Below are 18,606 nucleotides of genomic sequence, written 5' to 3'. Positions count from 1 at the left end.
AACTAGCTTTATTGCACCGCGCCACGTTTGGAAACGTTCGGGGGAGCGGCGGATCGATCAGATCCGCGCACCAGGCGAGGCGCGAGGGGACGGGTGGATTAACCGTTGGGGGACGGTGCCCACCTGTTAGGACCGGCGGCGTGAGCGGGCGATGCTTACGGGGGTGAGTGTTGCCCGCCGCCGCCGGCCCCACCGGCGGGCGCCCACCACGACCTCAGGGACGTGGTGGGCGCTTTGCGTCGCAGCGCGGCGACGTGCCGCTCCCGGGATGGTCCGGCGAGCAGGTGCCCGAGCGCGGCCAGGAGACCCAGCCCGGCAACGATCAGCCAGTGCCGGTCGCCGAGGTGCTGGAGGCTCACCCCGCCGAGGGTGGGCGCGACGAACGCCGCCGCCGGGAACGTCAGGTAGAAGACCGACTGGTAGCGCGCCCGTAGCTGCGGTGGTGCCAGGTCCGCGTTGATCTGCGCGTTCGGCGGAGCGGCGAGCATCGAGCCGACCGTCCAGACCACTGCGGCACCGAGGTAGATGGCCAGCTCGTCGGCGAGGGCGAGCGCCCCGAAGCCGAGCGCGAGCAGCGCGGTGGAGGCGGCCAGTACGACGTCCTTGCGGTGCCTGTCGATCAGCCGGGGCACGAACAGTTGCCCGACCACGATCAGCGCGCCGCCGAGCGCGACCACCAGCCCGTACGCCGATGGGCCCAGGCCGTCCGCGCGCATGGCCAGCGGCATGATCGTCGACGTCTGCGTGGTGAGTACGGCCAGCACGAAGGTGAGCCCGACGAAGACCAGGAAGGTGCGGTCGGTGAGTGCGGTGTGCAGTCCTGGCCGGCGGGCTGCCCGGACGGACCTCGGCGGGTGGGTGGCAGGCGGGAGGTCGGCCGCCGGCCGGGCCAGCCGCAGGGTTTCCGGCACCTTCCAGCCGATCACCGCGGCGGCCGTCAGGGTGGCGCCCGCGTCGACCAGGAACAGCGCCGTGAAGCTCGCCTCGGCCAGGACCCCGGCGAGCAGCGAGGCGACCGCCATGCCCAGGTTGAACGCCCAGAACTGAAGGTTGAACGCGCGTGAGCGGCGCTCGGCGGGCACGACGTCGACGATCGCCGCCACGAACGCGGGGCTGGGCATCGAGTGGACCACGCCGATCAGCGCGGAGAGCACCGCGATCAGCAGCAGGGGCCGCGTGAAGGCGAGCGCCACCATCAGACCGACGGTGGCCAGGTGCGCGGCGAGCAGGGTCGCCCGGCGGCCCCACCTGTCGGCGAGCACCCCGCCGACCAGTACGCCGGCCGCCCCGCCGGCACCGTACGCGCCGACCACGGTGCCGGCCAGCCCTTCGCTCGCGCCGCGTACGTCGGTGAGGTACAGCGAGAGGAACAGCATGGCGAACGCGCCGGCCCGGTTGATCAGCAGGCCGGCCCAGAGGTACCAGAAGGTGGCGGGGAGCCCGCCTGCGGTGTCGTGCCACCAGCGCCGCAGGGCGTGCACCCGACCTCCCGACAGTTCAGGTTGTTAACTGTTTCCACCGAACAGTAGGAACTCCGGCACCGCCGCGCCAGTCGTTACGCCTCGGCGGGCTGCGGCGCCCGGGGGACGGTGGTCGGCACCAGCGCCTCACCGGAGCGGCGCAGCGCTGCCGCACGCCGTTCCCGGGCCGGGCCCGACACCAGGTGGGCCACAGCGGTCAGGAGGCCGAGCGCGGCGCAGCCGTACCAGAGGGTGTCGTTGCCGGCGTGCTCGCGCACCAGGCCACCGAGGATCGGCGCGCTGGCCCCGGCGATCTGCCACGAGAGGGAGAACACGCCCTGGTAGCGACCGCGCACCTCGGCCGGGGACAGCTCGGCGATCAGTGTGGAGTTGGACGGCGAGTTCAGCATCTCGCCGACCGTCCAGATCAGCACGGTCAGCCCGTAGAACCAGGCGGTGCTGGCGAACGCGGTCAGCCCGAACCCCACGCCCATCACCACGGACGCGAGCGCGAGCACGTGCGAGCGGCTCCGACCCCGGATCAGTCGGGGCACGAAGAGCTGGCCGACCACGATGAGGATGCCGTTGAGCGCGATCACCGAGCCGTAGGTGGCGGGGCTCAGACCGTCGTCGCCCATCGCGATCGGCAGCATCGAGATGTGCTGGAGGAACACCAGCGCGGCGAACAGGTTGAGGGCCACGAAGCCGAGGTAGACCCGGTCGTTGAGGATCGTGCGCAGGGCACCGCGCGGAGCCGTTGCTGCCGTGCCGGCGGTGGCGGGGCCGGCCTGTCGGGTCTCCGGCACCTTGCTGAAGATGATCAGCGCGGTGATCAGCATGGTGGCCGCGTCGACCACGAACAGCAGCAGGTAGTCGGCCTGTGCGGCGAGGCCGGCGAGGACGGCGGCGCAGGCGAAGCCCAGGTTGATCGCCCAGTAGTTGAGCGAGAAGGCGCGCAGCCGGTCCTTCGCCGGCACCACGTCGATCATCATCGCCCCGAACGCGGGCCGGGCCGCCTCGGCGAAGGCGCCGAGCAGCAGTGCACCCAGCGCCACCGCCCAGAGATCCCGGGCCAGCCCGAGCCCGAGCATCATGGCCGCCGCGCCCACGTGGGCGGTGAGCAGCGTCGGCCGGCGACCCCACCGGTCCGCGAGGGTGCCGCCGGCGGTCGTGCCGAACGCCCCGCCGACGCCCCAGAGGCCGATCACCAGGCCGGCCTGCGAGGCCGAGAAGCCACGTTCCTGGGTCAGGTAGATGGCGAGGAAGACGAGGACGAACGAGCCGAGTCGGTTGATCAGGGTCCCCGACCACAGGTACCAGAAAGTGGTCGGTAAGCCGCCGGTGGTGTCCCGGAGCCAACTCCGCATCGTCCGCATATGGCGCCCCCGCTTGCAAGTAATGACCGATCTGACTGGCGTGCCTTACGACCCTAGTGGCGGTCGGATTCGCTGGTCATCAGCTTTTTCACGTGGTGGTCGTCACGACGGCTGCCCGCGTGTCCGCCGGGCGGTTGAGGCAGGATGATCCGCATGACTGCGAGCGAAGGGCCCACCGTCGGGACGCTGGTCCTGCTGCGACACGGTGAGAGCGACTGGAATGCCAAGAACCTCTTCACCGGCTGGGTGGACGTCGACCTGACCGAGAAGGGCGAGGGCGAGGCGCGGCGCGGCGGCGAGCTGATGCGCGAGCACAGCCTGCTGCCGGACGTCGTGCACACCAGCGTGATGCGCCGTGCGATCCGCACCGCCGAGCTGGCGCTCAACGCCGCCGACCGGCACTGGATCGCCGTGCGCCGGTCGTGGCGGCTCAACGAGCGCCACTACGGCGCCCTGCAGGGCAAGAACAAGAAGCAGACCCTCGACGAGTACGGCGAGGAGCAGTTCATGCTCTGGCGCCGGTCGTACGACACGCCTCCGCCGCCGATCGACGACAACGACGAGTGGTCGCAGGTAGGTGACCCGCGCTACGCGCTGCTGCCGACCGAGCTGATGCCGCGCACCGAGTGCCTCAAGGACGTCGTCGACCGGATGCTGCCCTACTGGTACGACTCGATCGTGCCGGACATCCTGGCCGGCCGGACGGTGCTGGTGGCCGCGCACGGCAACTCGCTGCGGGCCCTCGTCAAGCACCTCGACCAGATCTCCGACGAGGCGATCGCCAAGCTGAACATCCCGACGGGCATCCCGCTGCGCTACGACCTCGACCCGCAGCTGCGCCCGCTCACCCTGGGCGGCACCTACCTCGACCCGACCGCTGCGAAGGCAGCCGCCGCCGCGGTGGCCAACCAGGGTCGCTGAGCGACCAGCGAAGGGGCCCCTCGTCATCGCGGACAGCGACGGCGAGGGGCCCCTTCCCTGCCGGTCAGTTGCTGCTGGGCGCGCTCTCCCCGGTGATCAGGTAGATCACGTGCTCGCCGGCGTTTACCGCGTGGTCGGCGAAGCGCTCGTAGAAGCGGCCCAGCAGGGTGGCGTCGATCGCCGTCTCCACCCCGTACGGCCAGTCGTCGCCGAGCAGCACCGCGAACAGGTTCTTGTGCAGCTCGTCCATGGCGTCGTCGTCGCGGTCCAGCTCGCCGGCGAGGTCGGCGTCGGGCTTCGCCAGCACCGAACCGATCTTCACGGCCATCCGGTCGGCGATCTCGGACATCTCGGTGAAGACCGTCCGCAGCTCGGCCGGGACGGCGGGGGAGGGGTGCCGGCGCAGCGCGGTCTTCGCCACGTGCTCGGCGAGGTCGCCCATCCGCTCCAGATCAGCGGCCACGTGCAGCGCGGTGATCATCGCCCGGAGGTCGGAGGCGACCGGCGCCTGTCGGGCGAGCAGGTCGCAGACCCGCTCCTCGACGTGCCGGTAGAGGTCGTCGATCTCGGCGTCCCGCTCGATGACCGTCTCGGCGGACTGCCGGTCGGCGGTGAGCAGGGCCCGGGTGGCCTGGCGCATGGCGGCGCGGACGCCCTCCGCCATGTCCACCAGCAGTTGGCTGACGATCTGGAGGTCGGCCCGGAACTCGTCGCGCATCATCACGTCCTGTGGTCGGTCGCCGCCGGCGGGTGCCGGCGCAGGGGGTTGAGCAGGTGCGACGCCAACGGTAGGGCGCGCGGACGGATGTCGGATGAACCACGGTGAACGACGCCAGACGTGGGGGTGAACACTTCCGTAAGTGAGGGTAGTTCGTCCCGTTCTGTGTGGTAGCCAGGTTAACAATGACCCTACGATCGCCGGGTGGAGTGGGCAGTGGCGGTCGTGGTGGCCCTGGCATTGGTGGCCGGGATGGCCGCCGGTCTGCTGCTGCCCCGGTTCCTGCCGAGGCGGGACGGTCGCTCCACGTCGACGGGGAGCGTCAGCTTCCGCTGGAGCAGGGGGAGGCCCGCGATCGCCGACGAGCAGCAGGCCGGGCTCGGCCGCAGGACGATCGACTCACTCCGGGCCGGTGTCGTGGTCCTGGACAACGACGACGTCCCCGTGCTGATCAACCCGGCCGCCCGCGCGATGGGGCTCCTGCGCACCGGCAGCACCCCCGGCTCAATCGCCGCGCACCCGCTGATCCGTACCCTTGCCGGCCAGGTGCGACGCACCGGCGTGCGGCGCGAGATCGAGCTGGACCTGCCCCGGGGTCGCGACAGCGCGGGGGAGAACCCGCTCGGCGTGCACCTGCGGGCGATGGGTCTCGGCAACGGCTTCGTCGCGGTCGAGGCTGTCGACGTGACCGAGTCGCACCGGCTGACCCGGGTACGACGCGACTTCGTGGCCAACGTGAGCCACGAGCTGAAGACCCCGATCGGGGCCCTGCAACTGCTCGCCGAGGCGTTGCTGGACGCGACCGAGCCGGCCGACGCCGCAGCCCCCGACCTCTCCGAGGACCTGGTGGCCGCCCGCCGGTTCGCCGAACGGATCCAGCACGAGTCGACCCGGTTGGGTCGGCTGGTGCAGGAGTTGCTGGAGCTGACCCGGTTGCAGGGGGCTGAGCCGCAACCACCACCGGAGCCGGTCGCCCTGGACTGGGTGATCGCCGAGGTGGTCGACCGGACCCGCACCACAGCCTCCGCCCGGGGCGTCACGGTGACCGTGGACGGGGCGCGTGGCCTCACCGCGTACGGCAGCGACTCCCAACTCGCCACGGCGGTGGCGAACCTCGTGGAGAACGCCATCAACTACTCGGGCGAGGACACCACGGTGCGGGTGACCCTCCGCGGCGACGACGAGCACGTCGAGGTCGCCGTCGCCGACCAGGGCATCGGTATCGCCCCCACCGACGTGGACCGAATCTTCGAGCGGTTCTACCGGGCCGACCAGGCCCGCTCGCGTGCCACCGGTGGCACCGGGCTCGGCCTGGCGATCGTGAAACACATTGCGAGCAACCATGGCGGACGGGTCGAGGTGTCGAGCACTCTTGGTGGTGGATCGACGTTCACCCTCCGGCTGCCCGCCAGTCCACCGGATGACCTCCTGGCGACACTGCCGCCGGTTGGGATCGAGTCCGGTCCGACTGGGCTACGGCAGGTCTGACAGCAAATGGAAAGGAAATCCCCGTTGAGCCGCGTTCTCGTGGTCGAGGACGAGGAGTCGTTCTCCGACGCCTTGTCGTACATGCTCCGTAAGGAGGGCTTTGAGGTTTCGGTCGCCGCGACCGGCACCGACGCCCTCACCGAGTTCGACCGGACCGGCGCCGACATCGTGCTGCTCGACCTGATGTTGCCCGAGATGTCGGGGACCGAGGTCTGCCGGCAGTTGCGGCAGCGCTCCGCCGTGCCGATCATCATGGTCACCGCCCGGGACAGCGAGATCGACAAGGTGGTCGGGCTGGAGATCGGCGCCGACGACTACGTCACGAAGCCGTACTCGCCGCGGGAACTGGTCGCCCGGATCCGGGCGGTGCTGCGCCGGCAGAGCCCGGAGGTGGCTGAGGCGGGCGCGCCGACGCTGGCCGCCGGCCCGGTGCGGATGGACATCGAGCGGCACGTGGTGACCGTCGACGGCGGGGCCGTGCAGCTGCCGCTGAAGGAATTCGAACTGCTGGAACTGCTGCTGCGCAACGCGGGCCGGGTGCTCACCCGCGGCCAGCTCATCGACCGGGTCTGGGGTGCCGACTACGTCGGTGACACCAAGACGCTGGACGTGCACGTCAAGCGGCTGCGCTCCAAGATCGAGCCGGAGCCGTCCGCGCCGCGCTTCATCGTGACCGTCCGGGGTCTGGGCTACAAGTTCGAGCCGTGATCGGCGTACCCGAAGGGGGCCTGCGCTCGACGCAGGCCCCCTTCGGCCTGTCCGTGCTTGCTCGGCGAGCCAGTTCCGAGAACTGAGCCACCTGTGCGCCGGGAGGGGAGTTCGTAGGTGCGGCCCTTTGGAGCTGATGTCACAAACGAGTCATCCGCCGGCGTCGTTGAGCCAGGTGTCATCGAGCCAGGCGTCGTCGAGCCGATGCCGTAAACGAGTCAGCTCCAAAGGCGTTTCACCCGAGGCCCGGCTCCTTGTCCGCGGCCCGCTGTGGCGTCGCTCCGTAGGCGGGCGAGCAGTGCGGTGCGGCGCCGATGATCTCGTGCGGGAGGCCGCCGAAGGCCGAAGCCGCTAGACCTCGTCGGCCGGGTGCGGGGCGATCATGCCCTGCTTCGTCCTGGTCGCGCACAGCTCGGCCAGCCGCTCGTAGGCGGCAGCGCCGATCAGGGCGGTCAGCTCCGGGGAGTACGACAGATACATCGGCTCGGTGCCGACGTGCGCGTCCGTCGAGGAGGTGCACCACCAGTCCAGGTCGTGCCCGCCGGCTCCCCAGCCCCGACGGTCGAACTCGGACAGGGTGGAGACCAGCACCTTGCTGTTGTCCGGCCGCTTCACCCAGTCCTGATCTCGGCGGATCGGCAGCTGCCAACAGACGTCCGGCTTGTATTCCAACGGGTGCACCCCGTCGCGCAGCGCCTGCGCGTGCAGGGCGCAACCGCCCCCGCCGGCGAAGTCGGCGTCGTTGAGGAACACGCACGGGCCGTCGGCACCCTGGGTGGCGGTGCGGCGGGCCGGGCTCTTGCCGTCGATCGTGTCCTCGTCGGTCCAGTTCTTGAACCCGCGCCGGAAATGCTGCCAGGTCGACGGGGTGAGCCGCCGGACCGCGTTGCGAACCCGCTTCTCGTCGTCCGAGTCGGTGAAGAACGCCCCGTGTGAGCAGCAACCGTCGGCGGCCCGGCCGGCGATGATGCCGTGGCAGCCCTTGCCGAAGATGCAGGTCCAGCGGGAGAGCAACCAGGTCAGGTCGGCCCGGATCAGGTGCGTATCGTCGGCCGGGTCGGTGAACTCGATCCATTCCCGAGGGAAGTCCAGCGGCACCTCGCGGCTGCGCGGGTCACCGGGGTCGTCCACCAGCACACGGAGCTCCATCGTCACTCGGCCCAGCCTACGCGCGGTGACGTCCGCAGGCCGGTGAGCCGCGCAAACGTGTTGCCCTAGGGTCTTCACCATGCGACTGGGTGTACTCGACGTCGGATCCAACACGGTGCACCTCCTCGTGGTGGACGCGCACCACGGCGCGCACCCGTGGCCGGCGCACTCCGAGAAGGTGGTGCTCCGGCTGGCCGAGCAGATCGGCCCCGACGGCGCGCTGACCGAGGCGGGTGCGGACGGCCTGGTCAAGGCCGTGAGCACGGCCAAGGCGGCCGCCGCCGGGCTGGAGGCCGACGACCTGATCGCGTTCGCCACGTCCGCGGTGCGGGACGCCACAAACGCGGCCGACGTGCTGGCCCGGGTCCGGGACGAGACCGGCGTACGCCTGGCGGTGCTCTCCGGGGCGGACGAGGCGCGGATGACGTTCCTGGCCGTACGGCGGTGGTTCGGCTGGTCGGCTGGTCGGCTGCTGGTGTTGGACATCGGTGGTGGCTCGTTGGAGATCGCCGCCGGCATCGACGAGGACCCGGACGTCGCGGTCTCCCTGCCGCTCGGGGCCGGTCGGCTGACCCGTGAGCGGCTGCGGGTCGATCCGGGCAGTACGGCCCCGCCGTCGGCGGAGGCCGTCGACAAGCTCCGGGAGTACGTGGACGGCCGGCTGGACAAGGTCGTCGACCAGATGACGGAGGTGGGCTGGGGTCGGGCGGTGGCCACCTCGAAGACGTTCCGCACCCTGGCCCGACTGGCCGGCGCGGCCCCGTCCGGTTCCGGGCTGTGGGTGCGACGCAGCCTGACCCGGGCCGGCCTGCGGCAGGTCATCGGCTTCATCCGGCACATCCCGCCGGCCCAGTTGATGGAGCTGGAGGGGGTCAGCACGGGCCGGGCCCACCAGTTGCTGGCCGGTGCGGTGGTCGCCGAGGCGGTGATGCGCCGCCTGGATCTGGACTCGCTGGACATCTGCCCGTGGGCGCTGCGGGAGGGCGTCATCCTCCGCCGGCTCGATCAACTCGAACCGATCTGACCCGGGGGCCGTTTTCGGTCGTTTTGCCGGCGCTCGTCACGATGCCCTGGGCGCTGCCGGGCTACGCTGGCTGATGTGACTTCCCGCGTTCCCGTGCTCCTGTCCAGCTCGTCGGTCTTTCCCGAGCCGACCGCGGCGGCGTTCCAACTGGCCGCGGCGCTCGGCTACGACGGCGTCGAGGTGATGGTCTGGACCGACGTGGTCAGCCAGGACGCGGGCGCGCTCCGCGGCCTCTCCACCCACTACGACGTCCCGGTGCTCTCGGTGCACGCGCCCTGCCTGCTGGTCACGCAGCGGGTGTGGAGCCCGGACCCGTGGGAGCGCCTGCGCAAGGCCGCCGAGCTGGCCGAGACGCTTGGCGCGCCGACAGTCGTGGTGCACCCGCCGTTCACCTGGCAGCGGGACTACGCGCGCAACTTCGCCGAGGGTCTGGCCACCGTCGCGGACCGGTTCACCGGGCTGCGCTTCGCCGTGGAGAACATGTACCCGGTGCGGATGGCGGGTCGGCAGTTCGTCCCGTACGTGCCCGGCTGGGATCCGACCGACGCCGGCTACCCGTCGTACACCCTGGATCTGTCGCACTGCGCGGCCTCGCACAGTGACCCCCTGGAGATGGCCGACCGGATGGGCGCCGGGCTGGCGCACGTGCACCTCGGCGACGGCACCGGCGAGGGCCGCGACGAGCACCTGGTGCCCGGGCGTGGCACCCAGCCCTGCGGGGAGCTGCTCTCCTCGTTGGCCGGCCGGGGTTTCACCGGGGCGGTGGCGGTGGAGGTCGCCACCCGGGGCGCGAAGAGCCGCGCGGTGCGCGAGGCGGACCTGCGCACCGCGCTGGAGTTCGCCCGCCAGCACCTGACCGCGTCGTCACCTGTCGACGCCTGACCCGTCCGCCCACGACGGGGCGGTGGCGGTGTCAGCTGACCGGTGAGAGTGAGTCGACGGCGGAGGTCGGCTGCGGGGCGACCGGCACCTGCTCGCCGACCGCCGCCCGCTTGCGGGCCCGGTGGGCCGCGACGTGCGAGCGGGTGGCGCAGCGCTCCGAGCAGAACCGCCGGCAACAGTTGGACGACGTGTCCAGGTAGACGTTGCCGCACCGCTCGTCGGCGCAGACCCCGAACCGGGCGCTGCCGTACTCGCAGAGCCAGACCGACAGCCCCCAGGCCGCGCCGGCCAGGTATTCGGCACTGACCGAGGCGCCCCGACTGGTCACGTGCATGTGCCAGTCGCTGGAGTCGTGCCCGGAGATGCGCGGCTGCACCGGAAACGCCTCAAGCAGCGCGTTCAGCTCGGTGACCGCCTGGCCGTCCCGCCCCGAGGTGCCGTACTCGAAGACGTCGCGCAGCCGTTTCTGCGCCCGGCGGAAAATCGCGACGTCCCGGTCCGCGACCTCGTCGCGCATCCAGGCGTTCTCGTCGGGGAAGAGGGCCCGCAGGTCGTCGAGGTCGTCCAGGCGGGCGTTGACCAGGTCAACGCCGGTCCGGGCGTACGCGTCGAAGTTCACGCCCCAACGGTAGACGACTCAGAGGGTGCGCGGCGCGTCGATGTAGTGCGGAAGGAACCGGGCGTAGCCGTCGGTGATCAGACTCGCGCTCTCCCGCACGCCGACGCCTGCCGACCCGCCGTCGACGACCCAGCTGCCCAGCACCATCCGGTTGCCGGCGAACTGCGGCAACGCCCGGAACTCCTGGTAGCACCAGCCCTCGTCACCGTAGATCCCCGGGTTGGTGATTTCTTCCTCGGCGGTGACGATGCGCACCGATCCGCCCTCGCGGCCGAGCAGCGGCTTGGCGACGTACTCCGGCATCCCGCGCGGCGAGTCGAGGTACGCCGGGAGCAGGTACTCGTGGCCGGGGTACAGCTCCCAGAGGACCGCGAGCAGCGCCTTGTTGGAGAGCAGCAGCTTCCAGGCCGGCTCGATCCAGGTGGTCGGGGTGCCCGGGGCCAGGGCCGCCGGCCCGTACGGCTCGGCCAGCATCCACTCCCACGGGTAGAGCTTGAAGCAGGTGGTCACCGGGCGGTCGTCGGCGTCGACGAAGCGCCGACCGTCCCAGCCGATCTCCTGGATGGGCTGGAGTTCGACGCTCAGGCCGGCCTGTCGGGCGGTCTCGGCGAGGTAGCCGGCGGTCATGTGGTCCTCGCCGGACTCCTCCTCGTTCGACCAGAGCACGTGCACCCGGGGGTCGTGCAGCCCGGTGCCGATCTTGGCCCAGGCACCGACCAGCCGCTCGTGCAGGCTGTTCCACTGGTCCAGCTCCGGCCGGGTCTGCTCCAGCCAGTACCACTGGATGATGCTCGCCTCGACCAGCGCGGTGGGGGTGTCCGCGTTGTACTCCAGCATCTTCGGGGGCCAGGTGCCGTCGTACGCGAGATCGAAGCGCCCGTACAGGGTCGGCGGCGCCTCGTGCAGCGACCGGGCCACCGCCTCGGCCGCCCACTCCGGGATGCCGAACTCGGCGTACCGGCGCTGTGCCACCACGTGCTCGGCGGCGGCCACCGACATCCGGTGCAGTTCCTCGGTGGCCTCCTCCAGTCGCAGCACCTCGTCCAGGTCGAAGACGTACGCGGCGGTCTCGTCCCAGTACGACATGATCCCGCCGTCGGGCAGCTCGGTGTCGACGTAGACCAGCCCCTGCGACCGGATGGTGGCGTCCCAGTCCGGGCGCGGCGTGACCGTCTCGCGGTGCATGTCAGCCGCCGCAGGCGGCGAGGTGGGTGCCGAACCCGCCGCGCTCGGGCAGTGCCGCGGTGGTCGGCTCCGGGACGCTGCGACCGGCGGCCGGGTCGGTGACCCGCATCGCCAGGGCGACGGTCCCGCCGCCGCCGACCGGCCCGAGGGCGCAGTCGTCGTCATCGTCGTCGTCCGAGGTCATGTTGCAGCCGGAGAGGGCGAGCGCGAGGGCGGTGAGCGCGCCGAGTTGCACGGAGGCCGAGCGGAGCCGGCGGCGGGGGCGTTGGTCCACGGCATCGTTGTAGCCGATCGACGCCACCGCCGCCGCCCCGCCCCCCGGTTGGAGGTCCCCCCGCCGCCCCTCGGCGGGGCCCCTGGCAGGGGCGTTACGCTCGGCTCATGCTCCGTTCCGTCATCCTCGCCGCCTCCCGGTCATCCCAGGTCGAGCGGCTCGTAGCGACAGCCCCGTACACCCGGGACGTCGTCCGCCGGTTCGTCGCCGGCGCCGCCACCGACGACGCGTTGCGCGCGACCCGCGAACTCGTCGACGACGGCCTCGCGGTCACCCTCGACCACCTCGGTGAGGACACCGTCCGCCCCGAGCAGGCCACCGCCACCCGGGACGAATACCTGAAACTGCTGAAGATGCTCGCCGCCGCTGGGCTCACCCCGGCCGCCGAGGTGAGCGTGAAGCTCTCCGCCCTCGGCCAGATGTTCGACGAGCAGTTGGCGTACGACAACGCGCGGGCGATCTGCGCGGCGGCCGACGCGGCGGGCACCACTGTCACCCTGGACATGGAGGACCACACCACCACCGACTCGACGCTGGAGGTGCTGGGCCGGCTGCGCAAGGACTTCCCGTCGACCGGCGCGGTGCTCCAGGCGTACCTGCGGCGGACCGAGTCGGACTGTCGGGAGCTCTCCTCGGCCGGGTCGCGGGTGCGGCTGTGCAAGGGCGCCTACAAGGAGCCGGAGTCGGTGGCGTACCAGTCGGCCCGTGAGGTGGACAAGTCGTACGTCCGCTGCATGAACATCCTGATGTCCGGCGACGGTTACCCGATGCTGGCCACTCACGACCCGCGGATGATCGCGATCGGTGAGGACCGGGCCCGGTGGTTCGACCGGGGGCCGGAGCGCTTCGAGTTCCAGATGCTCTACGGCATCCGCCCCGAGGAGCAGGCCCGGCTGGCCGGCGAGGGCTACACCGTGCGCACCTACGTCCCGTACGGCGACGAGTGGTACGGCTACCTGATGCGCCGGCTCGCCGAGCGCCCGGCCAACATGGTCTTCTTCGGCCGCGCCCTGATCTCCAGGAAGTAGTTCTTCCCGGTTCGGCCGACGGGCCGGCGGCAGCCCCTCGGGTCACCGCCGGCCCCGATCGGCCCGGGGCGGCCTCGCCGCATCCAGGTAGTGGTCGTACCCTTCGGCGGGTGACTGACGAGGTGCAGCAGCCAGCACCGCGGCGGCTCTGGCCGCTGTGGACGGTGCTCGTGGTGGTCGTCCTGCTGCTGGGCTGCGGCCTGCCGGCGGCGCTCGTCGTCGGAGTGATCCGGGAGACAGGCGCGCGCCCCACCGTCAGCCGGGTCGGCACCTCGACGGCCGACGATCCGGCCACCGCCGTGGCCCGCGGACTGTCCGACCGGATCACCGCCCAGCTCCACCGGCAGTCAACGGCACTCCTCGGCGGCGACCGCGCCGGGTTCCTCGCCGTCGCCGATCCCGCAGCCCACAACGACCTGCGCCGACGCTTCGCCGCACTACGCGAGCTCAAGGTGACCGGCTGGCGAGCCGAGCCGAGTGGCCTGCCCGTGCCGATCATCGGCAAGCCCGGCGAGTGGCGGCTGCTGGTGCGCTTCCAGTACTGCTTCGTCACGCCGAACTGTCGGCCCAGCCCGGTGCTGATCGGCACCCGGTGGCGGGAGAACGGTGACCAGCCCCGGATGGTCGCCATGGAGGAATCCAAGTCGGTGGAGACCGGCACCCGGCCGTGGGAGATCAGCGACCTGGCGGTCGCCATCGGCGCGCGGACCATCGTCGCCACCACCCCGGCACTGCGCGGCAAACTGCCCGGCCTACTCGCACAGGCCGAGGCCGCGGCGAAGGTCGCCGACGGGTACGCGGTGACCGGCTCACCGCCGGACCGATACCGGATCTTCTACGCCGGGCGCACCGAGTGGCAGCGCTGGTACGGCGGCGAGCGCCCGGAATGGACCGGCGGTTACGCGGTGACCGTGGGCGGCGGGCACCACGAGGTGGTGCTCAACGCCGAAGGGCTCTCCAACAGCGGCACCGACGACCTGCTCCGGCACGAACTGACCCATGCGGCGTCGTTGCCGGAGCGCGGCTACCCGGGCAAGCTCACCTGGTGGTTGGTGGAGGGCCTGGCCGAGTTCGCCGGTGCCGGCGGCCAGGCGGTCGACCGGTACGAGGGGGTCGCCGACGTGCGCAAGATGATCCGGGGCGGCTGGGACGGCAAGTTGGAGGGCGTCAACCCCGCCGACGATGCCTCCGCCGAACGGGTCGCCGCCAGCTACGGCATCGGCTACCTGGCCGTTCGGCACCTCGTCGACAGGTACGGGCCGCTGCGGCTGCTCACCTTCTTCAAGACCGTGGTGCACGACGGCAGGACCATCGACGCGGCCTCCGAGAAGGCGTTCGGTGAGCAGTGGTCGACGCTGCACGACGAGTGCGTGGCATACATCCGCGCCACCGCCGCCTGACGCAGCCAGGGGGCGGTGCGGCGGTGCGTACCATCGATGGGTGCGCCGTCCTCAGTCACCACGGCCCGCCAGCACCACGCGGCCCCGCCTGCTCGTCGCCCTGACCGCCGTCGTCGTCCTCACCGCCACCACCGCCGCCTCGTGCGGCGACGAAGATCCCGATCTCGCCCTGGCGTCGGCCGCCCGCAACCCGGTCACCGAGGTGATCGACGCTCCGGCCACGGTGACGGCCCGCGCCGCCGCCACCCTCACCGCTCCCGCCGACGGCAGCCTGGCCAGCCTGCGCGTCCAACCCGGACAGCGGGTCAAGCGCGGTCAGGTGCTGGCCGTGGTCGACTCACCGAACGCGCAACAGCGCCTCCGGCAGGCGAAGGAGGCGCTGACCGCCGCGAAGCGTGCCGGCCGAGGCGTCGGAGCGGGCAGCCTGACCAGCAGCCGACGCGGCACCGACAAGGCCGCCGACGAGGCGTTCGACGCGGCCCGCAAGGCCGCCGAGAAGATCGCCGACCCGCAACTGCGGGACGCGCTGCTGACCCAGGTGACGTCCGCGCAACGCCAGTACTCGGCCGCCGCGCGCAGCGCCGACCAGGCGGTCCGCGCGGTGCAGCGGGGGATCAACGGGTTGAGCTCAGCCGTCGGCGCGCTCTCCGCGGCGCAACGGCTCCAGGCCCAGCAGGCGTACGACCTGGCGAAGGCGACTGTCGACGCGTTGACCCTGCGGGCTCCGATCGCCGGGGTGGTGCAGCCCGGCGGCACCCGGGCCGCCGGTGGCGCGAACGGCGGCCTGGCCGGGCTGTTGGAGCAGGCCGGTGGGGCCGGCCTCGACCCGTCCGTGCTGGCCCCCAGCCAGGGCGGTCCGCCGGCCGGCGTGGACGACGCGGTCGCGGTCGGCGCTCAGGTCACCGCCGGCACGCCGGTGCTGACCGTTGTGGACACCGGGCAGTTGGGTCTGCTCGCCGAGGTGGACGAGACCGACGTGCTGTTGGTCAAGGCCGGCGTGCCGGCCACCGTCGAGTTGGACGCCGTCACCGGCGCCAGCTACGACGCGGTCGTCCGGTCGGTCGACGTGCTTCCCACCAGCTCCGCGCAGGGCGGGGTCACCTATCGGGTACGCCTCGCGCTGGGCGCCGGGAAGCTGGCCGAGGACGAGCCGGCCCCGACGCCCCGCCCCGGCATGAACGCGATCGTGCACCTGCGGGTACGCGAGGCCGTCGACGCGGTGACAGTCCCCGCCTCGGCGGTGTTCTCCGCCGACGGCCGGGACGCGGTCTGGGTGGTCCGTGACGGTAAGGCGGACCGGGCGTCGGTGACAGTGGGCGTCCAGGGGTCCGACCTGGTGCAGATCCTCAACGGCGTGCAGCCCGGCGACGAGATCGTGGTGCGCGGCGCCGACCAGGTCCGCGACGGCCAGGAAGTCCGGTGACCGAACCCGCCGTGGCGGATCCGCGCGGCGACCGACCGGCGGGGGAGCGCGTTCCGGCCATCGAGGCGGTGGACGTGTCCCGGACGTACCAGCTCGACGGGGTGTCGGTGGAGGCGCTGCGTGGGGTGTCGCTGACCGTGCAGCCGGGGGATTACATGGCCCTGGTCGGTCCGTCCGGCTCGGGGAAGTCGACGCTCATGCACCTCCTCGGTGGGCTGGACCGACCCACCGGTGGCCGCCTGGTGATCGGCGGGCGGGACGTCAACGCTCTCGCCCCGCCGGAGATGGCGACCCTGCGCAACAAGACGATCGGTTTCGTCTTCCAGGCGTTCCACCTGCTGCCGCGTACCTCGGCGGTGGAGAACGTGGCGTTGCCCCTGGTCTACCGGGGGGTGTCGGCCCGGCAGCGGCGGGAGCGGGCGGCGGCGATGCTCGGCCGGGTCGGCCTCGGGCACCGGCTGGACCACCGGCCCAACCAGATGTCCGGCGGTGAGCAGCAGCGGGTGGCTATCGCCCGCGCGCTGGTCACCGAGCCGACGGTGCTGCTGGCCGACGAACCCACAGGCAACCTGGACAGCGTCACCGGCGCCGCAGTGCTGGAGCTGTTGGAGCAGTTGAACGCGGAGTCCGGGGTCGCGCTGGTGATGGTCACCCACGACCAGGAGGTGGCGGCCCGCGCCCATCGTCGGATCACCATGCGCGACGGGGTGGTCGTGGCGGACAGCGCCACGAGCGCACATCCGGCGAACGCGGACGGCGCCGACCCGCACTCGGCCCATGATCGACCGCTGTCCGTTGATCACGGTCGACCTGCGACACTGGTCCCCGCTCCCAGCGCGGAGCCCCGGTCCGCGTCCGGAAGCGGCCCGGGGCACCCGTCCGGTGGCTCCGGTGGCGCCGCCGGAGCCACCGGGCGCCTTCCGCGCGAGGTCGAGCGGCCCGGAGGTACGGCATGAGGGTCGCCGAGGCGTGGCGGGTGGCGCTGGACGCCCTACGGGCCAACCGGCTGCGCAGTGCGCTGACCATGCTCGGGGTGATCATCGGGGTGGCGTCGGTGGTCCTGCTGGTGGCCATCGGCACCGGCACCAAACAGAAGGTCGAGCAACAGGTCGAGGGCCTCGGCTCGAACCTGCTGCTGGTCGTCCCCGGCCGGATCGAGGTGGGCAACGCGCCTGTCGTCTCGCCGCTGACCCTCAAGGACGTGGACGCCGTCAGCCGGGTGGTCGGCGACCCCGACCGGGTGGCGGTCACCGTCGCCTCCGGGGCGACCGCACGGGCCGGCGCCCGCTCCGACTTCACCACAGTGCAGGGCGTCCTGGAGACGACCCCGGCGGTGTTCACCCGGTCGCTGGCGCGGGGACGTTATCTCACCGGCACCGACGTGGACACCAGCCGACGGGTGGCGGTGCTCGGCGACTCGGTCGCCCGTGCGCTCTTTCCCGACCGGGACCCGCTCGGCCAGCAGGTGGCGCTGGCCGGGGTGCGGTTCCGGGTGATCGGTGTGTTCGCGCCCCTCGGGCAGAGCCTCGGTGTCGACCGGGACGACGAGGTGCACGTGCCGGTCACCGCCGCGCAGCGACTCTGGGGCACCCAGCGGGTCGACGGCATCGCGGTGAAGGCGCCGGACCGGGAGCGGATCGACGAGTTGGGCGAACGGATCGTCGCCGAGCTGAACCGCCGTCACCCGGACACCGAGTTCAGCGCGGTCACCCAGCAGCAGATCCTCGGCGTGCTCGGCGACATCCTCGGTGTCCTCACCGGCGTACTGGCCGCCATCGCCGGCATCTCGCTGCTCGTCGGTGGCGTCGGCGTCTCCAACATCATGCTGGTCAGCGTCCGGGAGCGGACCCGGGAGATCGGGCTGCGCAAGGCCGTCGGCGCGCGTCCCCGCGACATCGGTGTGCAGTTCCTGCTGGAAGCGGTGCTGCTCACCACGATCGGCGGGCTCACCGGAATGGCGCTGGGCGTGGGAACCGCCCTGCTGGTCGACGCGCTGTCGCCCATTCCGGCCGCGATCACCTGGTGGTCGTTGGCGCTCGCCTTCGGCGTGTCGGCGGTGGTGGGCATCGTCTTTGGGGTGGTTCCCGCGCAGCGCGCCGGCCGTCTCGACCCGGTGGTCGCGTTGCGCACCGAATGAGCAGCGCCGGAACAACCGGACGGCGGACGCGGACGGGCGGATACCGGGAGCGCGGATCGGGTGAACCGACCACCGAAACATGATCAGTTGCAGGAAGGGATCGCGCCGGTCACAACCGTCCCGCTACCGTACTGGTAACACGCGCGTCGCCGGCCCGGCCCGGAGCATCCGTCGGGTTGGCACGCGCCGGGCATGGGATGGGTCGGTGAGCCATGGCCGGGTCACAGTCCGACGGACGGCTGTCGGAGGTCAAGTTCCTGACCGTCGCGGAAGTGGCGACGGTCATGCGGGTGTCAAAGATGACCGTCTATCGCCTGGTGCACAGCGGTGAGCTCACCGCTGTCCGGGTCGGCCGGTCGTTCCGGGTGCCCGAGCATGCGGTGCACGAATATCTCCGGGGTGCTTTTCAGGAGACCGCCTGAGCCACCGCCCCGCCCTCCGATCACCGGCTGACCGGCATCGGTGCGGGTGAGGAGTGAGCTTGCGAGCCCAGCAGCCGCGGACCGAAGGCGGCCACGACGGGGGCGCGTTGGTCCGGCTGACGCCCTCCGGCTACCCTGGAGCCCGACCGAGACCCCACCGGTGCGCCCCGCCGCCCAGACTGGTCCGGTCCGTTGTCCGCAAGCGGTCGCCGTCGCCACCTGCGTGGTGTCATCCGGTCCGCCCCGCACGTTGTATCGAAAGGCTGTCGTATGGGCTCGGTGGTCAAGAAGCGCCGTAAGCGCATGGCTAAGAAGAAGCACCGCAAGCTGCTGCGCAAGACCCGCGTCCAGCGTCGCCGTCTCGGCAAGTGATCGCCGCCGGGCTCAAAGCC

Annotated in this window: 19 protein-coding genes; 12 read left to right on the top strand and 7 right to left on the bottom strand. The window is 71.8% G+C overall.

Going from position 1 to position 18,606, the window contains the following annotated elements; genetic code table 11:
* Positions 1-155: 155 nt before the first annotated feature.
* Both KBX71_RS09420 and KBX71_RS09415 read right to left on the bottom strand, forming a co-directional pair.
* Entirely contained in the window at positions 156-1,481 is a 1,326-nt protein-coding gene (locus KBX71_RS09420) for an MFS transporter (RefSeq protein WP_307847024.1), read from the bottom strand.
* Positions 1,482-1,555: 74 nt separating this feature from the next.
* A complete protein-coding gene (locus tag KBX71_RS09415) occupies positions 1,556-2,836 on the bottom strand; it encodes an MFS transporter (RefSeq protein WP_210817596.1) in 1,281 nt (426 codons plus the stop codon).
* Positions 2,837-2,989: 153 nt separating this feature from the next.
* On the opposite strand from KBX71_RS09415, the gene KBX71_RS09410 reads away from it, so the two are divergent.
* Complete coding sequence (locus KBX71_RS09410) at positions 2,990-3,757, top strand: phosphoglyceromutase (protein ID WP_091403562.1); 768 nt, start codon at positions 2,990-2,992, stop codon at positions 3,755-3,757.
* A 64-nt stretch (positions 3,758-3,821) separates the two neighbouring features.
* Here the strand turns inward: KBX71_RS09410 and phoU are convergent, their stop codons facing one another.
* Positions 3,822-4,475 (bottom strand): phosphate signaling complex protein PhoU, encoded by a 654-nt coding sequence (gene phoU, locus KBX71_RS09405; protein WP_210817595.1) that lies wholly within the window; start codon positions 4,473-4,475, stop codon positions 3,822-3,824.
* 204 nt (positions 4,476-4,679) lie between these two features.
* Between phoU and KBX71_RS09400 the strand changes: the two genes are divergently transcribed.
* Both KBX71_RS09400 and KBX71_RS09395 read left to right on the top strand, forming a co-directional pair.
* The gene (locus KBX71_RS09400) at positions 4,680-5,963 is read left to right on the top strand and encodes a cell wall metabolism sensor histidine kinase WalK (protein ID WP_124817987.1); all 1,284 of its coding nucleotides are present in this window, start codon (positions 4,680-4,682) and stop codon (positions 5,961-5,963) included.
* Positions 5,964-5,987: 24 nt separating this feature from the next.
* Entirely contained in the window at positions 5,988-6,671 is a 684-nt protein-coding gene (locus tag KBX71_RS09395; protein WP_030329696.1) for a response regulator transcription factor, read from the top strand.
* Positions 6,672-7,022: 351 nt separating this feature from the next.
* Here the strand turns inward: KBX71_RS09395 and KBX71_RS09390 are convergent, their stop codons facing one another.
* Positions 7,023-7,820, bottom strand: a complete 798-nt coding sequence (locus tag KBX71_RS09390; RefSeq protein WP_210817803.1) for a hypothetical protein — start codon at positions 7,818-7,820, stop codon at positions 7,023-7,025.
* 79 nt (positions 7,821-7,899) lie between these two features.
* On the opposite strand from KBX71_RS09390, the gene KBX71_RS09385 reads away from it, so the two are divergent.
* Both KBX71_RS09385 and KBX71_RS09380 read left to right on the top strand, forming a co-directional pair.
* Positions 7,900-8,844, top strand: a complete 945-nt coding sequence (locus tag KBX71_RS09385; RefSeq protein WP_210817594.1) for a Ppx/GppA phosphatase family protein — start codon at positions 7,900-7,902, stop codon at positions 8,842-8,844.
* 75 nt (positions 8,845-8,919) lie between these two features.
* On the top strand, positions 8,920-9,726 hold the full coding sequence (locus tag KBX71_RS09380) for a sugar phosphate isomerase/epimerase (protein ID WP_210817593.1): 807 nt from the start codon (positions 8,920-8,922) through the stop codon (positions 9,724-9,726).
* 31 nt (positions 9,727-9,757) lie between these two features.
* Here the strand turns inward: KBX71_RS09380 and KBX71_RS09375 are convergent, their stop codons facing one another.
* The 3 genes from KBX71_RS09375 to KBX71_RS09365 are packed head-to-tail and all read right to left on the bottom strand — an operon-like array spanning position 9,758 to position 11,804.
* Positions 9,758-10,345 (bottom strand): CGNR zinc finger domain-containing protein, encoded by a 588-nt coding sequence (locus KBX71_RS09375; RefSeq protein WP_210817592.1) that lies wholly within the window; start codon positions 10,343-10,345, stop codon positions 9,758-9,760.
* A gap of 18 nt (positions 10,346-10,363) precedes the next feature.
* Complete coding sequence (locus KBX71_RS09370; protein ID WP_210817591.1) at positions 10,364-11,530, bottom strand: glutathionylspermidine synthase family protein; 1,167 nt, start codon at positions 11,528-11,530, stop codon at positions 10,364-10,366.
* Between the two features lies 1 nt (position 11,531).
* Complete coding sequence (locus tag KBX71_RS09365) at positions 11,532-11,804, bottom strand: hypothetical protein (protein ID WP_307847023.1); 273 nt, start codon at positions 11,802-11,804, stop codon at positions 11,532-11,534.
* A 107-nt stretch (positions 11,805-11,911) separates the two neighbouring features.
* Here KBX71_RS09365 and KBX71_RS09360 point away from each other — a divergent pair, with 107 nt between their 5' ends.
* The 7 genes from KBX71_RS09360 (at position 11,912) to KBX71_RS09330 (ending at position 18,586) form a co-directional block, all read left to right on the top strand.
* Entirely contained in the window at positions 11,912-12,832 is a 921-nt protein-coding gene (locus tag KBX71_RS09360; RefSeq protein WP_210817590.1) for a proline dehydrogenase family protein, read from the top strand.
* A 110-nt stretch (positions 12,833-12,942) separates the two neighbouring features.
* Positions 12,943-14,232: a hypothetical protein gene (locus tag KBX71_RS09355; protein ID WP_210817589.1), complete on the top strand. Its 1,290-nt coding sequence runs from the start codon at positions 12,943-12,945 to the stop codon at positions 14,230-14,232.
* 40 nt (positions 14,233-14,272) lie between these two features.
* Positions 14,273-15,655 (top strand): efflux RND transporter periplasmic adaptor subunit, encoded by a 1,383-nt coding sequence (locus KBX71_RS09350; RefSeq protein WP_210817588.1) that lies wholly within the window; start codon positions 14,273-14,275, stop codon positions 15,653-15,655.
* A complete protein-coding gene (locus KBX71_RS09345; RefSeq protein ID WP_307847022.1) occupies positions 15,652-16,611 on the top strand; it encodes an ABC transporter ATP-binding protein in 960 nt (319 codons plus the stop codon). The genes KBX71_RS09350 and KBX71_RS09345 overlap by 4 nt, the downstream gene beginning before the upstream one ends.
* Positions 16,608-17,792: an ABC transporter permease gene (locus KBX71_RS09340; RefSeq protein ID WP_210817587.1), complete on the top strand. Its 1,185-nt coding sequence runs from the start codon at positions 16,608-16,610 to the stop codon at positions 17,790-17,792. The genes KBX71_RS09345 and KBX71_RS09340 overlap by 4 nt, the downstream gene beginning before the upstream one ends.
* A gap of 212 nt (positions 17,793-18,004) precedes the next feature.
* A complete protein-coding gene (locus tag KBX71_RS09335) occupies positions 18,005-18,214 on the top strand; it encodes a helix-turn-helix domain-containing protein (protein ID WP_007465625.1) in 210 nt (69 codons plus the stop codon).
* Positions 18,215-18,484: 270 nt separating this feature from the next.
* Positions 18,485-18,586, top strand: a complete 102-nt coding sequence (locus KBX71_RS09330) for a 30S ribosomal protein bS22 (RefSeq protein ID WP_007465623.1) — start codon at positions 18,485-18,487, stop codon at positions 18,584-18,586.
* Positions 18,587-18,606: the final 20 nt, after the last annotated feature.

The organism is Micromonospora sp. D93 (assembly GCF_018070365.1).
GTDB lineage: Bacteria > Actinomycetota > Actinomycetes > Mycobacteriales > Micromonosporaceae > Micromonospora > Micromonospora ureilytica.
The sequence above is the reverse complement of the archived record's forward strand: the minus strand, read 5'-3'. Positions and strand labels throughout refer to the sequence as shown.